The 23,863-nt window shown below is 30.9% G+C and carries 22 protein-coding genes and 1 pseudogene; 1 reads left to right on the top strand and 22 read right to left on the bottom strand.

Features of this window, described 5'->3' with window-relative positions:
• From I2A75_RS10170 to I2A75_RS10100, 15 genes and pseudogenes are all read right to left on the bottom strand, one after another.
• Nucleotides 1-1,976: pseudogene (locus I2A75_RS10170) on the bottom strand (hypothetical protein); the annotation flags it as partial.
• 32 nt (nucleotides 1,977-2,008) lie between these two features.
• Nucleotides 2,009-3,022: a DNRLRE domain-containing protein gene (locus tag I2A75_RS10165; RefSeq protein ID WP_195264359.1), complete on the bottom strand. Its 1,014-nt coding sequence runs from the start codon at nucleotides 3,020-3,022 to the stop codon at nucleotides 2,009-2,011.
• 215 nt (nucleotides 3,023-3,237) lie between these two features.
• Nucleotides 3,238-3,378 carry a hypothetical protein gene (locus I2A75_RS10160; protein WP_195264358.1) on the bottom strand — a complete coding sequence of 47 codons (141 nt, stop codon included), beginning with the start codon at nucleotides 3,376-3,378 and terminating at the stop codon, nucleotides 3,238-3,240.
• A 31-nt stretch (nucleotides 3,379-3,409) separates the two neighbouring features.
• Nucleotides 3,410-4,915 carry a collagen-like protein gene (locus I2A75_RS10155; protein ID WP_195264357.1) on the bottom strand — a complete coding sequence of 502 codons (1,506 nt, stop codon included), beginning with the start codon at nucleotides 4,913-4,915 and terminating at the stop codon, nucleotides 3,410-3,412.
• A gap of 245 nt (nucleotides 4,916-5,160) precedes the next feature.
• Entirely contained in the window at nucleotides 5,161-5,958 is a 798-nt protein-coding gene (locus I2A75_RS10150; RefSeq protein WP_195264356.1) for an RnfABCDGE type electron transport complex subunit B, read from the bottom strand.
• Between the two features lie 13 nt (nucleotides 5,959-5,971).
• Nucleotides 5,972-6,550: an electron transport complex subunit RsxA gene (rsxA, locus tag I2A75_RS10145; RefSeq protein ID WP_195264355.1), complete on the bottom strand. Its 579-nt coding sequence runs from the start codon at nucleotides 6,548-6,550 to the stop codon at nucleotides 5,972-5,974.
• 14 nt (nucleotides 6,551-6,564) lie between these two features.
• Entirely contained in the window at nucleotides 6,565-7,281 is a 717-nt protein-coding gene (locus tag I2A75_RS10140) for an electron transport complex subunit E (protein ID WP_195264354.1), read from the bottom strand.
• 21 nt (nucleotides 7,282-7,302) lie between these two features.
• A complete protein-coding gene (locus tag I2A75_RS10135; RefSeq protein WP_195264353.1) occupies nucleotides 7,303-7,917 on the bottom strand; it encodes an RnfABCDGE type electron transport complex subunit G in 615 nt (204 codons plus the stop codon).
• A gap of 7 nt (nucleotides 7,918-7,924) precedes the next feature.
• On the bottom strand, nucleotides 7,925-8,815 hold the full coding sequence (locus tag I2A75_RS10130) for an RnfABCDGE type electron transport complex subunit D (protein WP_195264352.1): 891 nt from the start codon (nucleotides 8,813-8,815) through the stop codon (nucleotides 7,925-7,927).
• Between the two features lie 27 nt (nucleotides 8,816-8,842).
• Nucleotides 8,843-9,769: a 4Fe-4S dicluster domain-containing protein gene (locus I2A75_RS18190; RefSeq protein ID WP_195264351.1), complete on the bottom strand. Its 927-nt coding sequence runs from the start codon at nucleotides 9,767-9,769 to the stop codon at nucleotides 8,843-8,845.
• A 274-nt stretch (nucleotides 9,770-10,043) separates the two neighbouring features.
• Nucleotides 10,044-10,970 (bottom strand): tetratricopeptide repeat protein, encoded by a 927-nt coding sequence (locus I2A75_RS10120; RefSeq protein ID WP_195264350.1) that lies wholly within the window; start codon nucleotides 10,968-10,970, stop codon nucleotides 10,044-10,046.
• An 18-nt stretch (nucleotides 10,971-10,988) separates the two neighbouring features.
• On the bottom strand, nucleotides 10,989-11,324 hold the full coding sequence (locus I2A75_RS10115; protein ID WP_195264349.1) for a hypothetical protein: 336 nt from the start codon (nucleotides 11,322-11,324) through the stop codon (nucleotides 10,989-10,991).
• Between the two features lie 15 nt (nucleotides 11,325-11,339).
• A complete protein-coding gene (locus I2A75_RS10110) occupies nucleotides 11,340-12,473 on the bottom strand; it encodes an SEC-C metal-binding domain-containing protein (protein ID WP_195264348.1) in 1,134 nt (377 codons plus the stop codon).
• Between the two features lie 376 nt (nucleotides 12,474-12,849).
• Nucleotides 12,850-15,087 carry an ATP-dependent Clp protease ATP-binding subunit ClpA gene (gene clpA / locus I2A75_RS10105; RefSeq protein ID WP_195264347.1) on the bottom strand — a complete coding sequence of 746 codons (2,238 nt, stop codon included), beginning with the start codon at nucleotides 15,085-15,087 and terminating at the stop codon, nucleotides 12,850-12,852.
• Between the two features lies 1 nt (nucleotide 15,088).
• On the bottom strand, nucleotides 15,089-15,388 hold the full coding sequence (locus I2A75_RS10100) for an ATP-dependent Clp protease adaptor ClpS (RefSeq protein WP_195264346.1): 300 nt from the start codon (nucleotides 15,386-15,388) through the stop codon (nucleotides 15,089-15,091).
• Nucleotides 15,389-15,676: 288 nt separating this feature from the next.
• Here I2A75_RS10100 and I2A75_RS10095 point away from each other — a divergent pair, with 288 nt between their 5' ends.
• On the top strand, nucleotides 15,677-16,084 hold the full coding sequence (locus I2A75_RS10095; protein WP_195264345.1) for a hypothetical protein: 408 nt from the start codon (nucleotides 15,677-15,679) through the stop codon (nucleotides 16,082-16,084).
• A gap of 319 nt (nucleotides 16,085-16,403) precedes the next feature.
• Here I2A75_RS10095 and I2A75_RS10090 read toward each other — a convergent pair whose 3' ends face one another.
• The 7 genes from I2A75_RS10090 to I2A75_RS10060 form a co-directional block, all read right to left on the bottom strand.
• The gene (locus I2A75_RS10090) at nucleotides 16,404-17,021 is read right to left on the bottom strand and encodes a lipofamily protein (RefSeq protein WP_195264344.1); all 618 of its coding nucleotides are present in this window, start codon (nucleotides 17,019-17,021) and stop codon (nucleotides 16,404-16,406) included.
• Between the two features lie 81 nt (nucleotides 17,022-17,102).
• Entirely contained in the window at nucleotides 17,103-17,261 is a 159-nt protein-coding gene (locus tag I2A75_RS10085) for a hypothetical protein (RefSeq protein ID WP_195264343.1), read from the bottom strand.
• Nucleotides 17,262-17,338: 77 nt separating this feature from the next.
• Nucleotides 17,339-18,691, bottom strand: coding sequence for a PTS transporter subunit EIIC (locus I2A75_RS10080; RefSeq protein ID WP_195264342.1), 1,353 nt, complete (start codon nucleotides 18,689-18,691; stop codon nucleotides 17,339-17,341).
• Between the two features lie 392 nt (nucleotides 18,692-19,083).
• The gene (locus I2A75_RS10075; RefSeq protein WP_195264341.1) at nucleotides 19,084-20,190 is read right to left on the bottom strand and encodes a MupG family TIM beta-alpha barrel fold protein; all 1,107 of its coding nucleotides are present in this window, start codon (nucleotides 20,188-20,190) and stop codon (nucleotides 19,084-19,086) included.
• Entirely contained in the window at nucleotides 20,183-20,503 is a 321-nt protein-coding gene (locus tag I2A75_RS10070; protein ID WP_195264340.1) for a PTS lactose/cellobiose transporter subunit IIA, read from the bottom strand. Before I2A75_RS10070 ends, I2A75_RS10075 begins: the two co-directional genes overlap by 8 nt.
• Nucleotides 20,504-20,529: 26 nt before the next feature.
• Nucleotides 20,530-20,838, bottom strand: a complete 309-nt coding sequence (locus I2A75_RS10065) for a PTS sugar transporter subunit IIB (protein WP_008678226.1) — start codon at nucleotides 20,836-20,838, stop codon at nucleotides 20,530-20,532.
• A gap of 201 nt (nucleotides 20,839-21,039) precedes the next feature.
• Nucleotides 21,040-23,772, bottom strand: coding sequence for a sigma-54-dependent transcriptional regulator (locus I2A75_RS10060; protein ID WP_195264339.1), 2,733 nt, complete (start codon nucleotides 23,770-23,772; stop codon nucleotides 21,040-21,042).
• Nucleotides 23,773-23,863 lie beyond the last annotated feature (91 nt).

The raw sequence follows: 23,863 nt of genomic DNA, 5'->3' as shown, positions 1-23,863 counted from the left end.
GTTCCTGTTATTCCAGTTACTCCTGTTATTCCAGTTACTCCTGTTACTCCAGTTACTCCTGTTGTTCCTGTTGCCCCGGTTTCTCCTGTCACACCTGTTGTCCCAGTAACTCCAGTTGAGCCAGTTACTCCAGTTACCCCCGTTGCTCCAGTAACTCCAGTTACTCCTGTTGTTCCCGTTGCTCCAGTTATTCCTGTTGCTCCGGTTTCTCCTGTTATTCCAGTCACTCCCGTTGATCCTGTTTCTCCAGTTATTCCTGTTGCTCCTGTTACTCCGGTCGTTCCTGTTATTCCAGTTGCTCCTGTTGTTCCCGTTATTCCAGTCACTCCCGTTGATCCTGTTTCTCCAGTTATTCCTGTTGCTCCCGTTGTTCCTGTTATTCCTGTTGCTCCTGTCGTTCCTGTTATTCCAGTTACTCCTGTTATTCCAGTTACTCCTGTTACTCCAGTTACTCCTGTTGTTCCTGTTGCCCCAGTTACTCCTGTTGCTCCAGTTACTCCTGTTGTTCCTGTTGCCCCGGTTTCTCCTGTTACTCCAGTTGTTCCAGTTACCCCGGTTACTCCGGTTATTCCAGTTACTCCTGTTGCCCCAGTTACTCCTGTTGCTCCTGTCGTTCCTGTTATTCCAGTTACTCCTGTTACTCCAGTTGATCCTGTTGCTCCGGTTTCTCCTGTTGCTCCGGTTTCTCCTGTTTCTCCTGTTATTCCTGTTACTCCAGTTGAGCCAGTTACCCCGGTTACTCCAGTTACTCCCGTTGCTCCTGTTACTCCAGTTGATCCAGTTACTCCAGTTGTTCCTGTTAGCCCTGTTGTTCCTGTTATTCCAGTTACTCCTGTTGCCCCGGTTACTCCAGTTGTTCCTGTTATTCCAGTTACCCCAGTTACTCCAGTTACTCCAGTTACTCCAGTTATTCCTGTTTCTCCTGTTATTCCAGTTGCTCCAGTTACTCCAGTTGATCCTGTTGTTCCCGTTATTCCTGTTGTTCCAGTTACTCCAGTTACCCCAGTTACCCCGGTTACTCCAGTTACTCCAGTTGTTCCTGTTATTCCTGTTACTCCAGTTGTTCCAGTTACTCCAGTTACCCCAGTTGCTCCAGTTGCTCCGGTTATTCCTGTTGCCCCGGTTACTCCTGTCACACCTGTTGCTCCGGTTACTCCTGTTACTCCAGTTGAGCCAGTTACTCCGGTTGCTCCGGTTGCTCCGGTTGCTCCTGTTGTTCCTGTTTCTCCAGTCGCTCCGGTTGATCCCGTTACTCCTGTTATTCCAGTTGATCCTGTTGCTCCAGTTATTCCAGTTACCCCAGTTACCCCAGTTGCTCCTGTTGTTCCTGTTATTCCAGTTGCTCCAGTTGCTCCTGTTATTCCAGTCACTCCCGTTGCTCCTGTTTCTCCTGTTGTCCCAGTAACTCCAGTTGATCCAGTTATTCCTGTTGTTCCAGTTACTCCAGTTGTTCCCGTTATTCCTGTTACTCCTGTTGTTCCCGTTATTCCTGTAGCTCCGGTTGATCCAGTTACCCCGGTTGCTCCAGTTGCTCCAGTTGATCCAGTTGTTCCTGTGACTCCTATTGATAAATTATCATCTTCAATTACTACAATAGTTGCCTTTAAAGGTACTATTGTAGCATAATAAACTACACCATTACTTGCATTTACTAAAGATAATGTAACTGGTGCAGTTATAACTTCAATTATTCCTATTCCTACTACTTCTCCAGTTTTAATTGGTGAATTTCCTTCAAAAAAATCTCCTTGAGATGATGCTATAGCAAATACTGCACCATTTGTCGATGTGGTCGATTGTGTAGCTACCCACCAATCTATTACATATCTTCCTGGTTCATTAAACGTAATTACTCCAGTTAGGCTATTATAATTAACATTTCCTGAAGAATAAACTAATGTTTCAAATATTACATTTGCACCAGAAACTATACTTCCACCAGATGAACGTTCTATTTGTAAAGCTATATTACTCATACTTACCTCCTTCATCATGTTTGTTAATATAATTACACAGATATCTCTGAAATTATAATATTAGCCTGTCTAGGCGTATTTCCATATATAACGCTATTTCCAGTAGTGTTAACTAAACTTAATATAGCTGGCACTGACCCAATAGTGACAAGTGCACTTCCATTTAGTTGTCCAGTTACTATTGGCGAGGATCCACTAACTTCCATTCCACCATTTAATCTTATAGCAAAATTAGTAAATGTACTTTCTCCTGCACCATCTACTGATACCCACCAAGTAACATAATAATTACCAGTTTTCAAAATTGTAAACTCTCCTGTTAATGAATTATAAATAATATCTAAGCTTTGATTATTTAAAACCATATTAAATATTACATTACTATTATTGTTAACAAACCCCACAGGATCTCCTATTAATTGAGCTTGAATTCCCCTTAACTGACCAATTCCTCCTGTTGCACCCGTTGCTCCTGTTGCTCCCGTTGCTCCTGTTGCTCCCGTTGCTCCGATCGGTATTGTATGGTTTTGACACAATTTTAAATAAGGACCATTTCCAGATCTGCTTGAAGCAAATTCGACATATTCTTTTGAATTTTCTATCCGTATAGTTATACCATAGTTAGGAAAAATATCATTAATCCAATCCCTTATCAATTCTTTAATGCTTATACTTATATACATATTAACATCTGCAGAAGATATTATCTTACTTATTCCTGTATATATAGCTCTAGGTGCCGTAGAATCAGTAACACTATTTACATTATAATCTTCTAAATTTCTATATATATCTATTTTTACTCTGTCACAATTTGTAAAGTTTGCTGATGTAACATATAGCATTAGATTACTTTCAGAAAAATACATAATTTGATTAAATTCATTAAGATTGAACTTCATCAATGTCATAAACTCTCCTATAAATCTTCTGTAACTACTACAGTTGTAGCCTACTGCTAAATATGGTAAATCAGAAAAATTTTTATTTACTAGTCTATTAAATACAAAAGTATCTTCGCAAGTATATATATTTCTATAAACCAATTGTAGCACCCCCTAATTAGCTTCTTATTACATAATATTCAAAAAAGTAAATTATGTTTATCTCAAATGCATTTTTATCATATAATTACTGAAGTTTGTATTTAATTCTTCTATTAATTATAAATTTATAATTTGATCTTACTTTCGAACAAAAAAATGTACAGAAGAACTACCCTCTGTACAAATTTTTTGATATATTTAATTAGAAATATAAATTAATCTATAGAAATACCTGCAATTGTAGTACCATTACCAGTGGTACCAGGAATTGTTGCTGCGAAAAATAATAGCAAACCTTCTCCTAATATTACTGGTACTGATAAATTTTGAGTTATTCCAGTAATTAGTTCATACATATATTCTCTTACATTAATACTATGCAGAAACTTAGACTGTTGCTTCTACAATTACTATATTAGCTTGTATTGATGTTCCTGCATAATTAACAGTTTGACCTGTTCTATTTACTAAAGTTAGTGTAGAAGGAGTATTCAAAACTGTTACAAACGCCATTCCATGAATTTGTCCTGTTGTATTAGGAGATGAACTAGAACCTACTACATCATTATTTAATTGTAAATCAAAATCTATAAAATTAGCTGATCCTGCACCATCAGTATTTATCCACCAAGTAACATAATAATTACCTGCGGCATTAATTGTAAATTCACCAGTTGACCTATTATAACTAATATTTTGACTTTGATTATTAATTATATTATCAAATGTTACATTGTTTTCATTTAAAATTGATCCAGACCTACTTCCTATCAAATCCGCATTTATGCCTCTTAATTGGACTGTTGCTCCTGTTGCTCCGGTTGCTCCAGTTACTCCTTGTACTCCTGTTGCTCCGGTTGGTCCTACTGGTCCTTGTGGTCCCATCTCTCCTGTTGCTCCTGTTGCTCCTGTTGCTCCTGCTGGCCCTACTGGTCCTTGTGGTCCCATTGCTCCGGTTGCTCCAGTTACTCCTTGTGCTCCTGCTGGTCCTACTGGTCCTTGTGGTCCCATTGCTCCTGTTGCTCCTGCTGGCCCTACTGGTCCTTGTGGTCCCATTGCTCCGGTTGCTCCAGTTACTCCTTGTGCTCCTGCTGGTCCTACTGGTCCTTGTGGTCCCATTGCTCCTGTTGCTCCGGTTGCTCCTTGTGCTCCCACTGGTCCTACTGGTCCTTGTGGTCCCATTACTCCTGTTGCTCCTGTTGCTCCGGTTGCTCCCACTGGTCCTACTGGTCCTTGTGGTCCCCTCTCTCCTGTTGCTCCAGTTGCTCCTTGTGCTCCCACTGGTCCTACTGGTCCTTGTGGTCCCATCTCTCCTGTTGCTCCTGTTGCTCCTTGTGCTCCTGCTGGTCCTACTGGTCCTTGTGGTCCCATCTCTCCTGTTGCTCCAGTTGCTCCTTGTGCTCCTGCTGGTCCTACTGGTCCTTGTGGTCCCATCTCTCCTGTTGCTCCTGTTGCTCCTTGTGCTCCTTGTGCTCCTGCTGGCCCTACTGGTCCTTGTTGTCCCATTGCTCCTGTTGCTCCAGTTGCTCCTTGTGCTCCCACTGGTCCTACTGGCCCTACTGGCCCTTGTGGTCCCATTGCTCCGGTTGCTCCTTGTGCTCCTACTGGTCCCTGTGGTCCATATGGTCCTTGAATTCCTTGTGGTCCTCTTGGCCCTACTGGTCCCCTCGGACCTCTTTCACCATCTACGCCATTTATTCCTGGTAGCCCCATTGGTCCTACTGGTCCCATTGGCCCTCTTGGTCCTGCTGGACCAATTGGTCCTCTTGGCCCCACTGGTCCCCTTGGTCCAACACAACAGCAATTATTACATCTACAATTCGGTTGACATTGATTATTATTAGAATATCTATATCTACGTTCAAGTTCTTCTAAATACTCATCCATATTCATATTCTATTTTTCCTCCTTAGTTTTATATAAATTTACTTCGTATAATACATAATATTCTAACAATTATAGTATGTTCTTCGTTTATAAATAAAACAAAAATTAATTTAAATATATATTTTTTTCAAACAAAATTAGCATTGCACAATCTTATTTTTTATAATTCATTTTTTAATATAAACTTAATAAAATATTATAAAAAAGTGGATTCTTAACGAATCCACTTTGTATATAAATTAAAAATAATTTTAATTTAAAAATATATTTTTTATAGCACCTGTTGGACATTTTTTAGTACATAATTGACAATTTACACACTTATCATAATCAACCTTAGCTAAATTATTAGTTACATGAACAGCATCCTTAGGACAATTTCTTTCACATAACCTACAGCCTATACATGCAGCCGAACAATTTTCTTTAACATGTCTTCCTATTTCTATATTGTTACATTCAACTCTTACTTTACTTGAAACAGGGACTGATTCAATAAGTCCTTTAGGACATATATTTATACACGCTCCACAGTTTGTACATTTGTCCATGTTGACTTTAGCAATTCCATTTACGATTTCTAATGCTCCAAACTCACAAACGCTAACACAACTTCCAAGACCTAAACATCCATATGAACATGATTTAGCACCACCATCAATCATTAATGATGCTGTAAGACAATCATTTACACCTTCTAAGTCATATTTTGACTTAGCTGAATCACAATTTCCATTACACTTTACAAATGCAGTCATCTTTTCTGTTGCATCTACTGCTATACCTAATATTCCACCTATATCTCCTGCAGTTTTTACTCCGCCTACAGAACATAAATTTGGTTTTGCACCAGCTGTTACAACAGCTTCTGCATAAGCATCACATCCAGCAAAACCACATCCCCCACAGTTTGCTCCTGGTAAACATTCTCTTAACATAGGTATCTTAGGATCAACTTTAACTTCAAAAGCCTTTGAAGCAAAGCCTAAAAGCACTCCAAAAATTAATCCTAGAATTCCTAAGCTTAACGCTGCAAATAAAATATTCATTTTAAATCTCCTCCTAGTGAATTAATCCTTGGAATCCTAAAAAGGCAATTGACATTAATGCCGCTGTAAATAATGTTATTGGCAACCCTCTTAGAACAACTGGTATATTTTCATTATTATCTATTTTCTCTCTTATGAAAGCTAATAGTACTATTGATAGCATATATCCTGATGCAGCGCCTAATCCATTTACTATAGCTTCTATAAAGTTGTATCCTTCTTGTATATTTAATGTAGCCATCCCTAAAACTGCGCAGTTTGTTGTTATAAGTGGTAAATATATCCCTAATGCCTTATGAAGAGCTGGAGATAATTTTTTCATTGCCATTTCAACAAATTGAACTAATGCCGCAATTACTAGTACATTAGCTATTGTTTTTAAATATTCTAATTCTAATGGAACTAATATTCCATTATATACTAGCCATGACATTATTGAAGCCAATGTCATAACAAATGTTACTGCAAGTCCCATTCCTACTGCAGCATCTTTTTTCTTTGAAACTCCAAGGAATGAACATATCCCTAGGAATTTTGAAAGTACAAAGTTATTTACAAGCATTGCTGCTATGAAAATCATAAATAATTCCATTTGTTACACCCCTCTTAGTTTTTCTTATTTTCTTTTATTTCTATTCCACTATTACTGCTACCACAGCTTCCTGTTCCACATCCTGAACAACTTCCACAACTATGTTCTAGCGTTTTAACTGCTTCACCAGTTTTTGCTGCTTTTCTTATATTATAAGCATTTAAGACTACCATAAGCCCACCTAAAGTAAAGAAGGCACCTGGCGCTAATATCATTATGGACGCAGGTTTAATACTTTCAGGTATTATTTGAATACCTAAAATTTGTCCTGCTCCTAAGATTTCTCTAAATGTTCCTATTAAGAATAATGCAATAGTAAATCCAAGTCCCATTCCAATAGCATCAAATATAGATGGTAAAATTGGATTTTTTGAAGCATAAGCTTCTGCTCTACCTAATATTATACAGTTAACAACTATTAACGGTATGAAGATTCCTAAAGATGAATATAAGCTAGGAATATACCCTTGCATTAACATATCTACTACTGTAACAAATGATGCTATAACTACTATATACGCTGGTATTCTAATCTTATCTGGAACTAATTTTCTTATTGCTGAAATCATCATATTAGAAAATATTAAAACTACAGTTGAAGCTAGTCCCATACCTAATGCATTTTTAGCACTTGTTGTAACTGCTAAAGTAGGACACATAGCTAAAACTTGAACAAAAATCGGGTTTTCAGTAATTATCCCATTTTTTAATCTTTCAATTAACTTATTCATTATTTTCCTCCTAATTTATTATTAATTTGCACTAGCCCCTGTATCTGCATCAGTATCTTCTTGTGGTGCTACTTCTTCTCCCTTTATGTTTTCTAAATAGAAAGTTATAGCTTCATTTACTGCACTAACAGATGCTTTACTTGAAGTTGTAGCTCCTGATATAGCCTCTACTTCATTATCCTTATTAGGAGTTACTTTAACTACTTCTAAATATCCTACTGCAGGCTTATCCTTAAATCTAGAAGTAAATTTATCTTCTGCAATTTTAGCTCCAAGACCTGGTGTTTCACTATGCGCTAATACCTTTATTCCTGAAACCTTATCTTCTTTTGATATTCCTACTACAAAATCGACTGCCCCATGGAATCCTTTGCTAGTAACTTTTAATACATATCCTACTACATCATTTCCATTAACAGCTTCATATATTTCCTTTACATTACCTTCAGAATCAAGTGCAATATCCATATCTTGAATACCTTCTGCTTCAGGCATTATATAACTTAAATCCTCTTTACTTACTTTTGAATTTTCTATAATTGCTTCTTTAGTTAAATCATTTGCAAATCCAAGTACAAGACCTGCAATCATAGTTATAATTAGAAGGATTCCTCCTAGCTTAAAATTCTCTTTCATAATTCTATTAAGCCTCCTTCTTAACTTTTATTTTTTTAGTTGTAAAATACTCTATAAGAGGAGTAAATAAATTAGTAATTATAATTGCATAATAAGGTCCTTCTGGATTAAATCCCTTAACAGCTATAATTGCTGCACAAACCCCTGCTATTATTCCGAATATGTATTGTCCTATCTTTGTCATTGGTGTTGTTCCATAATCTGTAGTCATAAATATAGCTGCTACAAAAAATGCTCCAGGAAGTAATAAGTCTTTTCCAAAAATATTATACATAATCATTGATGAAGCTATAAATGCGATTGGTCCTCTTAAGCTTATTCTTCCTCTTAATACTAAGTATAGTCCCCCTATACATAATGCTAAGATAGAAACCTCTCCTATACTTCCATTTGCTTGTCCTATAATTTTATCAATTAATGGAACTACTACCTCTGCTGAACTAGATGCTGCTGATGTTGCATCTGTAGCTGGCTTTGCCATAACTCCAGCCCATGAAGCAATTAAGAATGCCTTTGTAGCGGCTGCTGGATTCATAAAGTTTTGGCCAAGTCCACCAAAAAACTGTTTAACAACAATTGTTGCAAATATTGATCCTATGATAGGGATCCATAACGGAACATAAGTCGGCATAATAAGTGCTAGAATAATACCTAAAACTATTGGGCTTAAATCAGTAAAAAAAGATTTTTTCTTTACAAACTTATTCCAAAGCCCTTCTGCTATAATACTAGTTACAACAGTTGCAACTATTACTTTAACAGCATCGATCTTATAAAAATATACTCCTGCAAATATTGCTGGAATTAATGCTATAATAAAATCAAGCATTATCTTATTAATCCCAAGACCTTTTTTCACATGAGGTGCTGGTGATATTTTAAGATTTTTAATTTCCACTCTCTTCACTCCTATTCAGATTTATTACTATTTAAATGTTTTTGAAGTTTTAATTGTTTGTGCTATTTCTATATTAGAAGGACAAACAAAACTACATAAACCACAATCAATGCATTTTTCTCCGCCAAACTTTACAAATTCTTCTTTTGCACCCATTTTATAAAGTTCAACTAATTTTATTGGGTTTAATCCTTCTGGACAGACTCTTAAGCATTTTCCACATCTTATACAACTGTAACTTGCTTCAGATGGTGAATCTTTTTCTGTTAAGAATAAAATCCCTGTAGTTGTATCACCTATTACTGAATCTAAATTATATATAGGTGTTCCATTTATACTACCACCATTAATAACTTTCTTAAGTTCATTTGCATTACCATTTAATGCATCAAACACTTCTTTATATGTTGTTCCTTTTTTTAGCGCAACAACTTTTCTACCATTTATAGCGCTTCCATAAACAGTAGTTAGTATTTCTGTGCTTTTTCCATTTAAAGCTTGTCCTAATTGTATAATTTCAATAATATCATATATAGCTATATCTTTTTCTTCGCTATATACTTTAGAAATTAATTTACTTTCATATAGATCTGTTGTAGATGATACTTTTATAATCTCTCCATATTCTTTTAGAGATTCTTGTAGATTTTTATCCCTTCCATCTACTACAAATTTGAACTTTGAAACTGATTTAATTTTTTCTAATCCTTTTTTTAAATCTTCTTTTCTCTCTTTTACTATTGTTCCATACCCATTTAAATTAGGTTGTAAACTAAAAGCTTTTATTATTACTTTTTTACCTTTATTATTTTCATAAGGTAACACTAAGCTTTCTTCGATTTCTTTAGCATCTAACTCTTTAGAATTATCAATTGATAATTCTAGTATGCTAGAATCATTTAATGTAAATAATTTATTAGAAACATTTACATTACTAAAAAGATTACTTAACACTATAAAAAACCTCCTACTTTTATTTAAAGTATTTAACGTTAAAATATACTATATAATCCGTATATTTTAACGGTTATATTCTCATCTTACCATAAATACTATCTTCCCACAACTTTTGTAATTTATTTAACAAAGTTTTTAATATAAACTTTAAAATTTTTATATTAAATATCATAAATACCTTAACTTTGCCTAAAATTACTAAGATTTTTTTTTATTTATCTACATTTTAGTTATTTTTTTAACAACCACTTTCAAATGAAAAAGTAAGCTACTATAGCTTACTTTTTAAATAGTCATTATATTCATGTAAATTTCTTAATTTATCTAATTCTTTATCTTTCATCATATACTCAAAAAATAGATCATTAAGCTCTATACTTTTAGTTAAATCATTAAAAGCTTTATGTAACTCTCCTATATTGACATAAAAACAGCTTCTATTATAATACAAGAAACCTGAATCGGAATTATTTTTTATTCCATCAGTTATAATTTCTATTGCTTTATTAAAATCATTTTTCTCTCTATATAAGACCGCTAAATTTAAATAACTATATGGATAATATGAATTTTTCTCTATAGATTTTTTGTAATATTTTTTTGCTTCTTCTTCTCTTCCTAAATTTTTAAGTAATACTCCCATATTAAATAAGACTCTAAAATTATTTGGATCAATTTTTAAGGATTTATTCATATATTTTGAAGCTTTAGAATATTCTCCTAGTTCTTCATAAATACATCCTAAATTTGCATTTGCCCATAAATCATCAGGTACTAATTCTAAGGTTTTATTATAATATTTTATAGCACTTTTTTTATCACTTAATTCGTCGTATGCATTAGCTAAATAAAAATATGCTCTATCGTAATTATTATCTAAATTAATAGCAATTTTATAATATTCTATAGCATCTTCTAAAAATCCATCTTCATCATAAAGAACCCCTAGTCCATAATATGCTCTTGCATCTTTTTCTTCTATTAAAATAGCTTCTCTATATTTTTCCTCTGATAAATCTTTATAACCTAATTTATCATATAAAAGTGCTATATCCAATATAAGTTCTATATCTTTTCTTCCCTGTTCGAATTTATATGCTTTTTTATAAAACTTTAATGCCTTTACATATTCTTTTTCTGTTATAAAATTTCTAGCTATATTAATATAATTGTCAAAAAGATATCTATTATCTTTCATCTTTTACCTCATTTATATTTATTTAATAAAGTTTTTTATTCCTTTATTTATTACATTAAAGAAAAATATCTCAATAAGGATTATAAATACTATAATGATTACTATACTCATTTCAAAAAATATTGATGCAGATGCTAAAAATATATATAATGAACCTTCTAAGACTACAACCTCTCCAATCCACCTTGAAAAAGTTTTTATATCTTTTATATTTGAAACATTAAACTCATTATTTAGAATTGAAAAACTTTCAACTATAAATCCTAATAGAAATAATTTTTTCTTTAATAACACGGTTATTCCAAGTATAAATTCTATAATTCCCCATCCTAATATTAAATATTTAAAGATCACATTTAAACTCCCCTTTTATTTACCACAGCACTTTTTATATTTTTTATTGCTTCCACATGGGCATGGATCATTTCTTCCTATCTTTTCTTCGTTTACAATAGTTTTTTTCTTATTATCTATTTCTCTTTGAGTAAGCCCTTTTAATGTCCATCTTTTAACACCTAATGATAATTTCTTTAACTCTTCCTTAAGAATTTCATTTTCTTCTTCACTTTCTATTTCATAAGCCTCTAAGAATGTATCTATTGCTTCATCTAATGGTGCTTCATTTTTTATAGCTATTGAAAAACTATCTATTTCTTCTCTTAATATATTTTTATCTATAACAAATAACTCATTCAATACTTTCTCAAGTTTATCTGCTTGTTTATTTTCTTCTATATAATCAGGCTTTGCAGCTTTTAATAAAGTTTTCCTATCAAACTTTGCAAAATTTATATCTATATTTTTATTTCTTTCTTCCATTATAAAAAGAGGATCCTCAACATCTATGTGATAAACAAAATCTTCCTCTATTTGATAATCAAATCCTACTTCTTCTCCAATTAAAAGCAACTTTTTGAACTTCTCATATTCTAAATCAAAACTATATTCTTCATTTAAAATTCTGCTTAACTCTTCAATTGTTAGAACTCCATAAAAATATATTAGGCCAGCAGAAAGTTTTATAATATCAGAATTATTATTTGCAATAGATTTTAAATTATCATTTAACTTATCTTTTATTATATCACATAATACTTTAGGTGTTATAACATATAGCTTACCATGATCTATTCCAGTAAACATTATTCCTCTATTTCTAAAATAATTTGCGTTAATAAGTTCTGATCCAAAGTATTCCTTTTTACCATCTAATTTTATTATTTCATCTAAATATAAAAATGCATCTAAATCTAAAAGTTCTAATACATAATCAATATTATTTATTATTCCATCTTTTACTTTATTAACTGCATCTGCTTTTTTTAATGATGTAATCCCTCTTACAGAATAATTACTAGCAACTTTAACTAGCTCATCTTTGGTCATCCTATCTAAATGATACTCTAAAGTATCATTTTCTTCTACATCCTTCCATAACTTTTCAACTTTCCTTATATCCTTTTTTATTATATCTTCTTGTATTTTACTTATATCCTTATCCATCTGTGTCACCTCTTATATTCAATTAAAAACAAATACCATTATATATGTTTTTCGTATTTGTGTACATAATAAGATTTTAATATAATAAAACAGATGGCACCATCTCAGAAATCTATTTAATATAAAATTTATTCCATTTCAAGTAAGTTTTACTGCTAAAGAAGTTGATCTATTATATTTATAAAGGGGCTCGCTAAACGCGAGCCCCTTTTAAGCCATTGATTTTACTTACTTAAAGACGTTTTTAAACTTAAATTAAAATTTTTGTCTATTATTTATATATGAGCAACAAGGGAATCTCGAATTAGAACTTCCCCTGTTATCTGCTAATATCAAAATTTATTTTGATACAACCACGTCTTTTCTTACTAATATATTAATTTATTTTTTCTATCTTAAATTTGCTATTACTTATGACTATCTTACAGCTTCCACCATTCGATAATTCTCCAAATAATAACTCATCTACTAACAGTGGTTTTATCTCTGAATTTATAACTCTTAGAATTTCTCTTGCGCCAAATTCTTTAGATAATCCCTTTTCACTTACAAAATCTATACATTCTTCACTAAATTCTAAGTTTACACTTTTATTTGTAAGTTTATCCTTAAATTTACTTAATTCTTTTTGTGCTATATCCTTAGCCATTTCTTTATTTATTTGATTAAATACTACAACCTTATCTAATCTATTTCTAAACTCAGGAGTAAATGCTCTTTTAACTTCATCACTTATAGCTTCCATTTTTATTGTGTCCCTAGCAAATCCAACAAGATTTTTACCAATATCTCTAGCACCGGCATTAGATGTCATTATTATTATTACATTTCTAAAATCTGCTTTTCGTCCCTTATTATCTGTAAGTGTGGCATAATCCATAACTTGAAGCAATACACTTAATATGTCTGAATGTGCCTTTTCTATTTCATCTAAAAGTAAAACACAATTAGGTTTCTTCCTTATAGTATCTGTTAAGAGTCCTCCTTCTTCATATCCTACATATCCAGGAGGAGACCCTATAAGTTTTGATGCAGCATGTTTTTCTCCATACTCACTCATATCAAACCTTACTAAATCAACACCCAATGTTTTAGCTAAAACTCTTGCAATTTCAGTCTTACCTACTCCTGTTGGCCCAACGAACAACATAGATGCAACTGGTTTATTATCATCATTTAATCCTGCTCTAGACATTTTTATGCATCTAGTAACTTCTTCTATTGCCTGATCTTGACCAAAAATATTTTTCTTAAGTTCACTTTCTAGAATTTTAAGTGATTCTATTTCGGTATTTTCAATTGTTTGCTTAGGAATATGACAAATTTTAGATATTATTTCTTCAATTACTCTTTCATCTACTATTCCATCTTTATAAATTTCTCTATTAATGTCTACATATGCTCCAGCCTCGTCTATTATATCAATTGCCTTATCTGGTAAAAATCTATCGTTAATATACTTAGCACTTAAATCAACCGCTGCCTTTAGAGATTCATTTGTAAACTTTACTTTATGGTATTCTTCAAAATTTTCTCTAATACCTTCTAATATTTTAACAGTTTCTTTTATACTAGTTTCTTTCACTTCAATTACTTGAAATCTTCTTATAAGTGCTTTATCTTTTTCAAAGTATTTCTTGTAATCATCAAATGTAGTTGCTCCAATAAATCTTATTTTACCTTCTAATAAATAACCTTTAATTAAGCTTCCACCATCTAATGAACTTCCATTTAGTGCTCCTGCTCCAACTATATTATGAATTTCATCAATATAAACTATAGGATTTTCATAAGTTTTTATTTCATCTAATATTTGTTTTATTCTTTCTTCAAAATCTCCCCTATACTTTGTTCCTGCAAGTATAGTTCCTATATCTAAGGAAAATATTTGTGCATTCTTAAGTTTATCTGGAACATTTCCTTCCTTTATTAATTTTGCAAGTCCTAATGTTATAGCAGTTTTCCCAACTCCAGGCTCTCCTATATGAACAGGGTTATTCTTAGTTCTTCTACAAAGTATTTGTATTGTCCTATCTATTATATCTTTTCTACCTATTAGAGGATCGCCTTCTTCTTGTGAAACAGCATCTATTAAATTTGTACAATAACTGTTTATTATACTTTTATTTTGCTTTTCATGAGCTTTATCTGCTCTTATTATTCTTATTGCATCTTTAGATACATTTTCTTCTTCTGATTTATTATGTGAAAGTTCAAATAATAATTCTTGCTTATTTATCCCCTGCTTTTCTAGAAAGAATACTGCATAACTATCTTTGAGTGCATAAATTGCTGCAATTATATGCTCTAGTGCAACAACATTTTTCTCACTAAAAGCAGCCTGCTGAGTAGCAACAATTAATATATTTCTAATACCAAAGCTTTCTTCTGGCTCTCCATCTTCTATCTTGTCAACATACTCATCTATATAGCTTATCAAATCACTTTTTAGTTCTTCTACATCTCCATTTAACTTTTTTATTATCTCAACAAAATAATCTTCTTCTAGTGCACTTAATAATAGATGCTCTGGTGTTACATATTCATTTTTATTTTCTTTTGCATTACTATATGATCTAAGCAAAATATCTCTAACTACTTTACTAATATCCATTTTACTCCTCCTCTACTGTAAGCTTAAATGGAAATCCCTCTTCCTTAGCAAGGGTCATTGCCTTAGTTGCTTTTGATATAGCTATATCATATGGATATATTCCTGCTACCCCCTTACCATTTTTATGGACTTCCATCATTATTTTGTTAGCTTCTTCCATATTCTTATTAAAAATATCATTTAAAATTGCAACTACAAATTCCATAGTTGTAAAATCATCATTATGCATAATAACTATAAATTTTTTAGGCTTTTTTATCTTTAAATCTACCTTTTCTACTATATTAGCATTAGTTTCCAAATTGATTCCTCCATAAATATAGTTGTATAAAAATTAATACACTTTTTTCTTAAGATATCATATTTCAGACTATATACTATTATACAATAAATTAAGTTCTATTTTAATAGCAGTGATTATTTAAGCACTCAAACTTATTTATCATATATATTATTTATATTATTAAAGATTGAAAAATATAAATAATTATAAACTAGTAATTAATACATATTTAAACCATCATTTTGACTTTTTTTATTTTGTATGTACCTAATATATTTAAAAGCATATATTATAAAGAGGTGATAAATGTTGGAAGATCAAATTTTAAATTTAGGAAGTATAACATCTCACATAAAAGATAATACTGATTTTACATTACAAGAGACAAATGAAATGCTTAAGCAATTACCTAAAATATTAAACCAAATGAAAAATATTATCTTAAACACTAGTCACAACTTAGCCTTACTTCAAACTGAAGTTCAAGTTATGAAATCTGAGCAAGATAAATTTAAAAATGATATTACTCATGTATTAAATATAATATCTGAGAAATTTAATGTAATTGATAAACTTCAAGACGATTTATCTGTATTAGATCAAGTCCTAGGAAAGAGGATGACTGAACTTGAAGATGAACTAGTGTTAACTCAACAAATGTCTACTAAAAGTTTAAATGAAGTTCTAAAATTTAAAGAGCACTGGAAAATCTAGTAGGACTGTAACTTCATATACAGTCCTACTAGATTTTTTATAAAAAAAGCGCAATCTCAAAAATCTATTTAATATAAAATTTATCCAATTTGGAGCAAGCTTTATTGACTTAAAAAGTTAATCTCTTGTTTTTATAAAGGGGCTAACGAAACGCGAGCCCCTTTTAAAGCATTTATTTTACTTACTTTAAAGATGGTTTTAAACTTAAGTGGAAACTTTTGTCTATTATTTATATATGCGACAAAAAGGAAGTTCGAATTAGAACTTCCCTTTTTATCAGCTAATATAAAATTTATTTTGATATTGCTTCTTAATATATTTATTTAACTTCCATAGTTCCTGCTACTTTTGATTTTTCATCCATATGGAATGTATTTTTTGCTTCTTCATTTTTAAAGTAAACATTTCCATCTATTGTTGCATCTTCTAACGTTACTCCATTAGCTTCAATATATACATCTCCTTTAACTACTCCACCTTCTATTTTTGCATTTTCATCTTTAATTGTTAATTTAGGTGTAGTTAAAGTATATGATGCTTCTTTTACTTTATTTTCTCCATTTTTATATAAAGCTAATACACGTGATGATGGTACCATCTTACTTGAATCATCTTTATCAGCCTTTTTAAAACCTGTATCTAATACTACTTCTTTTGTAGTATTTACATCGTTTTCTAGTATTACAATCCAACTTTCTCCAATGGCTCTAAATAAATTTGCTTCATCAGTAACACGTGATGGAGATGTTACCATATCTGCCTTATTTTCACCAGTACCATTATTAGTATTTGTACCGTTATTATTAGTTGCACCACCATTATTTTCAGTTACAGATGGTGTATTTTCGTTAGTATTACCACTCTTATCATTTTTACTACATCCTACAGATAACAATGCTACCATAGTTAAAGGAATTATTAATGATTTAAACTTCATAGCAATGACCTCCTTAAGTTTTCTCAATAATAATTTTCCCTTATTTAAATAAATTATTTATATTATTAAATTCAATAATTATTAATTTAACCCTGTTAATAAATATAAGAATAATAAAATACTTATTATTGCGCAAATATTTGTAACTGCTTGCGATTTTCTTTTTTTAACACTTGCATCATTTCTATCTTCTTTTGCATAAGTAAATAAATGTGTAACTTTATATAAAATTTCTCTCATAATACCAACTCCTAAAATTTGTGCAAAAAGGATAGTAATAAAACTATCCCTTTTACTTTTTATTTTATATTTTTTATTTATAGGGCGCTTGATTGATCACAAGCAATTTCTGCTTGTTCCATTTCTAAGTTCTTCTTATCAGCATAAGCAACGAATGGTAAGTAAATTAATACTGAAACTGCAATGTTAATTAATGCTACAACTGCTCCTTGCCATTGTCCAGTTGCTAAGAAAGCAGATATTACTGGTGGACAAGTCCATGGAACTACTGCTGATGCTGGAGCTACGAATCCTACTTTACTTAATACATAAGCTATGATAGCTGAAGCAATCGGTGCTGCTATAAATGGTATAATATATATTGGATTTAATACTATTGGTAAGCCAAAGATAACTGGCTCATTTATGTTAAAGAATGCTGGACCTGTTGCAACGTTTCTAATTGATTTATTTATAGCACTCTTTGATTTAATTATCATAGCTATCATTAATGCTGCTGTTAATCCTGAACCTCCAAGATTTACATATGAATCTAAGAATTGGCTATTTATAATATTAATTCCTTCTGTATTACCAGCTGCTATAGCTGCCATATTTTCAGCTGTTAAAGCAAGGAATATAGAATTTATAACTGGTGCTAATATATTTGATCCATGTAATCCAAAGAACCATAAAAGTTGTTGTATTAATATTAATACTAATAATACTGGTAAAGAATTTGCAAGTCCCATTAATGGCTTTGAAATTAAGTTATATACATGTAGATAAACTTCTGCATATCCAAATGCTTCACAAATAGCAAATACTATTCCTACTAAAGTTAAAGTTATCATAGTTGGTAATAATGCTGAGAATGATCTTGATACTGCTGGTGGTACTCCATCTGGTAATTTGATAACTAATTTTTTATTTTGAGATAACTTAGCAAAGATTGTACCTGTAATTAAAGTAACAATTAATATAGTAATTAATCCTGATGGTCCAAGCCATTTTGTAAATATACCTGGTTCCCATCCAAGTGTTCCTGCATCAAATCCACCCCAAGTAACTGGAGCTTTATAAGCAAACATATTTGTAAATACTAAACTTGATGCTAGTGTAACTAATCCTGTTGCAAATCCATCAACATCATATGATTTACCTAATGCATATCCTATAGATATTGCAGCAAATAGTCCCATTAAGAACATTGATCCACCATACACATTTAGTGCAATTACATCTAGCCAATGTAGAGGTTGTCCTTCTACAAACAAATCTTTAACTGATTGAATCGGAAAATTGTGAATTAAAAGTCCGAAAGAACCAATAATCATAAGTGGCATTATTGTAGCAAAACCATCACGTATAGCTACTAAGTGTCTTTGAGCACCTATTTTAGATGCTATTGGAACCATATAACGTTCCATCCAGTTCATGAATCTTTCCATTTAAATTCCCCCTTAAAATTTTTGTTTATATTTACTGATTTTCTCTTAGAATATTCTTTATGCATAATTTCATTATAAAGAGTTAATCAGTTAATAACATTATTTAAAATCCTTTACATTGAATTTTATTTGATATTGTTTTCTTGACTATATATAAAGCAATTTGTGTGCCAAGTTTTTAAAATCCTTATTTTTCTTGAAAACCTTGATATATCTAGCTTTCAAGCTCTATTTTTTTACACACTTATTTTTCCCAGTCTGTGTAATTCCATTACACAAATTTATAAATAATTTATTTGTGTAATAATATGTTAATATTATTAATTATTTTTTTATTTTAATTTTAAATAGATATAAAAAAAATTCTGGTTTCGCCAGAATTTTTTTAATCACTAGATAATTTTACATTTACTATTTAATTTAAATGAGAATTTACTCCAAGGTTTTATATAGTCTAATAGAAATATTTCATCCTCAACTATCTTAGCAACTACATTAGTTTTTCCTGTGTTTTTCATATCTTTTAAAGCTACTTGTAACTCTCCTGCATATCTAGTGTATAAATCCGTATCAATTAAAATGTCCCCTCTTTTTATATCTACCAAATTGTATGGTGGGAAGCTTTCTCCCTTGTATTTTACTCTACTTTGAGTGCTTCTTGCCATATATTCTGAAGAATCTCCTCTATTAAAATGGAATTCTTCTAAAACTATTTTCTTATCTAAATCCCTTATCCCCTCTACTAATTCAACATTAAATTCTAGCATTTCTTTATCCAACTCACTTAATGCTTTAAGCTCATCCTCAGATGCAAAAGCATTTGCTATGATTATATCATCAATTAATCCAGTTGCAAATAAATGCTTAGCTTGTATATCTATTGGTAAACCTCTATGCATTTCCAAAGTACATAGTCCTTCTGATACCGGCCAAGGTCCATGTTCTGCTGAAGGAGAATTCACAAAGGCAGCAGTTCTTATCCCTAACTCTTTAAATTGTTTACTTGAAGTTATAAAGTTTTCATAAGATAAACCTGTATAAATATGTGGATAGAAATTGTGACAACCATAAAGATTATTTAAATTTGCTTTATAAGAAAGTATGTTGTCAACATATTTTGTTCCATTACTAATATTTAATTCTATTTTTAACCCATACTCATTAAAAGTCATAACAGATTCTTCATATCCACTAAACCCCATGTCAAGCCTTATACCTGATAGTCCCATTTCTTTAAATACTTTTAAATCAAATATAGATGCCTTTAATTTATTAAATACATTCGGATCTATATCAGCAATAACTTCCATATCATTTTCATTAGCTACACTTAATATATCTTTAAATTCATTTAAAACAACATCAATATTCTTATCACTTGCAGATATTAAACATGTAAATATTCTCTTAAAACCATATTTCGCAGCAAGTCTTATATAATCTTTTATTTCGTTAACTGAGGCATTGCTAGGGTATATTGAAATTCCTAAATTATTCATTTCTACATTCCACCTTATTTAACTTTTCATGAAGATCTATAATTTCTTCTGCTAAATCTTTTACAACTATTGATGTCATTAAGTGATCTTGTGCATGTACTAATAATAATGATACTTCACATCTATCTCCTGCTGCTTCTCCTTGAATTAAACTAGTTTGTGTTGCATGGGCATCACCTAGAGTTTCCTTTGATTTTTCTAGTAATTCTCTTGCTTCATCTATTTGTCCATTTTTCGCTAATTGCATTGCTTCCATTGCATAGCTTCTAGCTTCACCACTAAAGATTATTAGATCCATTATAATTTTTTCCATTGGTTACACCCCTTTTACGATTATTGCTACTTACTGCTCATTGATAGCGCTTGTTTTAAAACTTTTTCCCCATTCATTGTTCCATAATCTACTGTATTGATTACCTCTACTGGAACTCCTATTGGCTCGAATTTAGCTTTCATTTTGCTTAATAAAAATCTAACTTGTGGTCCTAATAATAATACATCTATTTCATTTTCATGTTTCTTTAATTCTGCCTCACCAACAGCATTTATTGTGCAATCGATTCCTTGAGCTTTAGCTGCTGCTTGCATCTTACTAACTAATAGAGATGTTGACATCCCTGCTGAACAAACAAGTAATATTCTTTTCATTTAAATTACCTCCTCATATATATAAATCCTTACACTATATCTATTAGCAATTTTAATGCCAAATTTAATCTAATAAAAATTTCACTTATTATCCATCTTGAAACCGCATATTTACTCACTTCCAAAATTACAAGCAAAATTCTTCAGTGTGTAACAATTGATTACACACATAACAATAACAATATATATTCATCTTTGTTTTTACACAGATGTCTTATTATTAACTACCATTTTAACTATATGAGCCAATTCATTTTCTCCAATATTTACACTGTAGTTCTCTTCAAGAAGTTTTAAACATTGTTTTATAAGTATAAACTCTCTATTGTTTGAATGCCTAAATTCATTTAACATTACGAAAGGTGTTTCTTTTCCGCCTTTATTTAGCTTATCTATTAAGAAACAAATATGAATTAATATACCTATCTTCACTTCATGTATTAGTTTAATATTTAAATGTTCTTCTATATTAATCAAAGTTTTCCTTATATCTCTTATAAGCTTGTATGAATCAATATTATTTATCTGTTTCTCCATACTCTCTACTATCTTATAGTACTCTTCTTCTTGTGATATAAGCTTTTCTAAATCATCTATCCCTTCTCCAGATAAAATATCTGCTGCTGATATAAATGGTATATTAGGGACAAAGGTATTCAAAACACCAACAATAGCAAGTATATTATATTTTTGACTTAGTGACTCTATATTGCTATAAAAATCATCTTTATCTAATATATTAAGAGCATGAATTTTAATATTAATTTTGCTATTTATATTATTTTCTATTATTTCTTTTAATCTTTGTGCTGAACCATCCCCAGTAAAGCATGAAGTAATTATTATACTTTCCTTTTGATCTATTTTTGATGCAGCCCCTTGAATTCCATATCTCTTAATTTCAAGGCAAGATTCATATATCTCTTTTAAACCTCTTCCATTTAATGCTTTTCTTCCTGCTTCTATAACTAGCAAGGTTGTAACCATATCAATAGTTTTTACTTTAATATCAGTTTCATCTTTTATCATATCTCCAAAGTTAGTTAAAGAGCCCATATCTACTAAAAGAAAAACTCCCTTTCCAGTGTGAATTTCTTTTACTTTTTCCATAGCAATCTTATACATATCCTCAGCCTTCATACTTAAAGGCATATCTAAAGCTTGCACGTATTCTTCACCTATTAAAGAATTTGCAACCTCTACCATAGATGAAGCAGTAGAATGTCCATGCATTATGACTAGCACAGCTACTCTTTCATCTTTTGCTTTATCTTGTTCATATGGATTAGTTGCTAAAAACATTGTTATATATCCTATTTCATCTAATGGTACTTCTATATTAAATTTTTTATCTATAATGCTAGCAACTTCCATTGATACAATAAACTCCCTAGCATATTCCCCTCTAATAAAGTTTAATTTAGGATGAAATATTTTTATACCTTGTCTTATTCTCTCTAAACTTCCTTGAATATGCAGAGCTAACCCAAAGTAAACTTTTTCATCATAGTCTCTATTTAACTTTTTAGACGCAAATAAAAGAATTTCTTCTACCAAATCTACTATCTCAACATCAACAACTTTTGATATTTCATCTTTTCTAAATTTTTCTGGTAAGTCTCTTATATATTTTCTAAAATATTTTTCTATATCTATATTTAAAATTTCATCAATTTCTTTTTCTTCTATTCCATCATTTTTTAACTCTTCTATTTTTTGTTCAATTCTGTCATAAAACATAGCTCTTTCTTTAAATTCTTCTAAGTTTTGGCTATCTTCTATTAATGCAATTTTATCTCTATATGAAAATTTAAGAACATCTCCCATATTGTTTAATATCTCATCAACTTCATCTCTATACTCTTGTAACTTCATAAGGCCCATTTTTACTCTCTGATGTAAATCTTCCTGATCAACTAATATATAGTCCTTATTTTTAGCTTTATATTTTAAAAATGCTCTTGCACAAGAAAGTTGAAGATCACTTTTTAATTGACCTATATTATTAGGACAATCATATAATAAAAATGATATTAATGCATTTTTATTAAAATAAATACTCTTTGAAACTCTTTGAGATTCATTTTCTATAAACTCTCTAAGCAAATAATATCTTTCTTTTATATTCTTCTCCTTTAATGATGGCAAGGTTATCACCATTGGTATTCTTCTGCTAAAAGTTTTAAGTAAGAATGATTGAGGATCTTCTGTGGTTGCTGCAATAATTTGTGCTTCCACATTAACAAGTTTTTCAGTATCTCCTAGCACTCTGAAATGTCCTTTATCTATATATGTAAATAACATTTCCTGACCTTGTGGAGATAACCTATGAATTTCATCTAAAAATAATATTCCACCATGAGCCTTTTTTAGCAGGCCATCTCTATCAGAATCAGCACCTGTATAAGCACCCTTCTTTACTCCAAATATTTGAGCCATAACTAGTTGTGGGTTATCTGCATAATCTGCACAATTGAATCTAACAAAAGGTGCTTCTTCTCCTATAACCTTTGACTCTATTGCAAAGTTATACATAGCTTCTGCAAACATAGATTTACCGACACCAGTTTCACCTAAAATTAAAGTGTGCAATCCTCTCGGAGGATATAATATTGCAGCTTTTGCTTGTTGAATTGGCATTTGTAAACTTAATTTAGCCCCAACTAATGTATCAAGAGTATTTCGCTTTATCTCTTTATAAGCTTTCTTAATTTCTTTTGACTTTTTATCTTCATTTTTAGTAACGCAGCTGTACTTAACTGGATGGCCTTCTATTTTGTTAAGAACTCCATCTTTATAAAGCTGATTTAAATATCTACTTACATTAGCCCTGTCTAACTTCATAAAAATACTAAGTTCACTTGCTGTTACTCCTTGATTATTTTTTACTTCTAACTCTTTTAAAGCATTATAAATCTCATCTATTTTGCTCATATTTACCTCCCATCACCTTTATGTAAACTTTTATATCTTATTAATTCTAACATATAATTATTTTTTTTACAGTAGCAAAATTTTTTGAAGA

Origin of the sequence: Clostridium sp. 1001275B_160808_H3 (assembly GCF_015550425.1) — a bacterium.
Taxonomy (GTDB): Bacteria; Bacillota; Clostridia; order Clostridiales; family Clostridiaceae; genus Clostridium.
Note: the sequence above shows the minus strand (reverse complement) of the source record. Positions and strands in the feature narration are given on the sequence as shown.

What these genes read in the sequence shown, in the direction of transcription:
- I2A75_RS10110 (WP_195264348.1), bottom strand. Translation starts at nt 12,473, where the DNA reads ATGGATAAGGATATAAGTAAAATACAAGAAGATATAATAAAAAAGGAT.
- clpA (WP_195264347.1), bottom strand. Translation starts at nt 15,087, where the DNA reads ATGGATATTAGTAAAGTAGTTAGAGATATTTTGCTTAGATCATATAGT.
- I2A75_RS10065 (WP_008678226.1), bottom strand. Translation starts at nt 20,838, where the DNA reads ATGAAAAGAATATTACTTGTTTGTTCAGCAGGGATGTCAACATCTCTA.
- I2A75_RS10150 (WP_195264356.1), bottom strand. Translation starts at nt 5,958, where the DNA reads ATGAATATTTTATTTGCAGCGTTAAGCTTAGGAATTCTAGGATTAATT.
- I2A75_RS10120 (WP_195264350.1), bottom strand. Translation starts at nt 10,970, where the DNA reads ATGAAAGATAATAGATATCTTTTTGACAATTATATTAATATAGCTAGA.
- I2A75_RS10085 (WP_195264343.1), bottom strand. Translation starts at nt 17,261, where the DNA reads ATGAGAGAAATTTTATATAAAGTTACACATTTATTTACTTATGCAAAA.
- I2A75_RS10090 (WP_195264344.1), bottom strand. Translation starts at nt 17,021, where the DNA reads ATGAAGTTTAAATCATTAATAATTCCTTTAACTATGGTAGCATTGTTA.
- I2A75_RS10140 (WP_195264354.1), bottom strand. Translation starts at nt 7,281, where the DNA reads ATGAATAAGTTAATTGAAAGATTAAAAAATGGGATAATTACTGAAAAC.
- I2A75_RS10155 (WP_195264357.1), bottom strand. Translation starts at nt 4,915, where the DNA reads ATGAATATGGATGAGTATTTAGAAGAACTTGAACGTAGATATAGATAT.
- I2A75_RS10080 (WP_195264342.1), bottom strand. Translation starts at nt 18,691, where the DNA reads ATGGAAAGATTCATGAACTGGATGGAACGTTATATGGTTCCAATAGCA.
- I2A75_RS10160 (WP_195264358.1), bottom strand. Translation starts at nt 3,378, where the DNA reads ATGTATGAACTAATTACTGGAATAACTCAAAATTTATCAGTACCAGTA.
- I2A75_RS10060 (WP_195264339.1), bottom strand. Translation starts at nt 23,772, where the DNA reads ATGAGCAAAATAGATGAGATTTATAATGCTTTAAAAGAGTTAGAAGTA.
- I2A75_RS10070 (WP_195264340.1), bottom strand. Translation starts at nt 20,503, where the DNA reads ATGGAAAAAATTATAATGGATCTAATAATCTTTAGTGGTGAAGCTAGA.
- I2A75_RS10095 (WP_195264345.1), top strand. Translation starts at nt 15,677, where the DNA reads ATGTTGGAAGATCAAATTTTAAATTTAGGAAGTATAACATCTCACATA.
- I2A75_RS10135 (WP_195264353.1), bottom strand. Translation starts at nt 7,917, where the DNA reads ATGAAAGAGAATTTTAAGCTAGGAGGAATCCTTCTAATTATAACTATG.
- I2A75_RS10075 (WP_195264341.1), bottom strand. Translation starts at nt 20,190, where the DNA reads ATGAATAATTTAGGAATTTCAATATACCCTAGCAATGCCTCAGTTAAC.
- rsxA (WP_195264355.1), bottom strand. Translation starts at nt 6,550, where the DNA reads ATGGAATTATTTATGATTTTCATAGCAGCAATGCTTGTAAATAACTTT.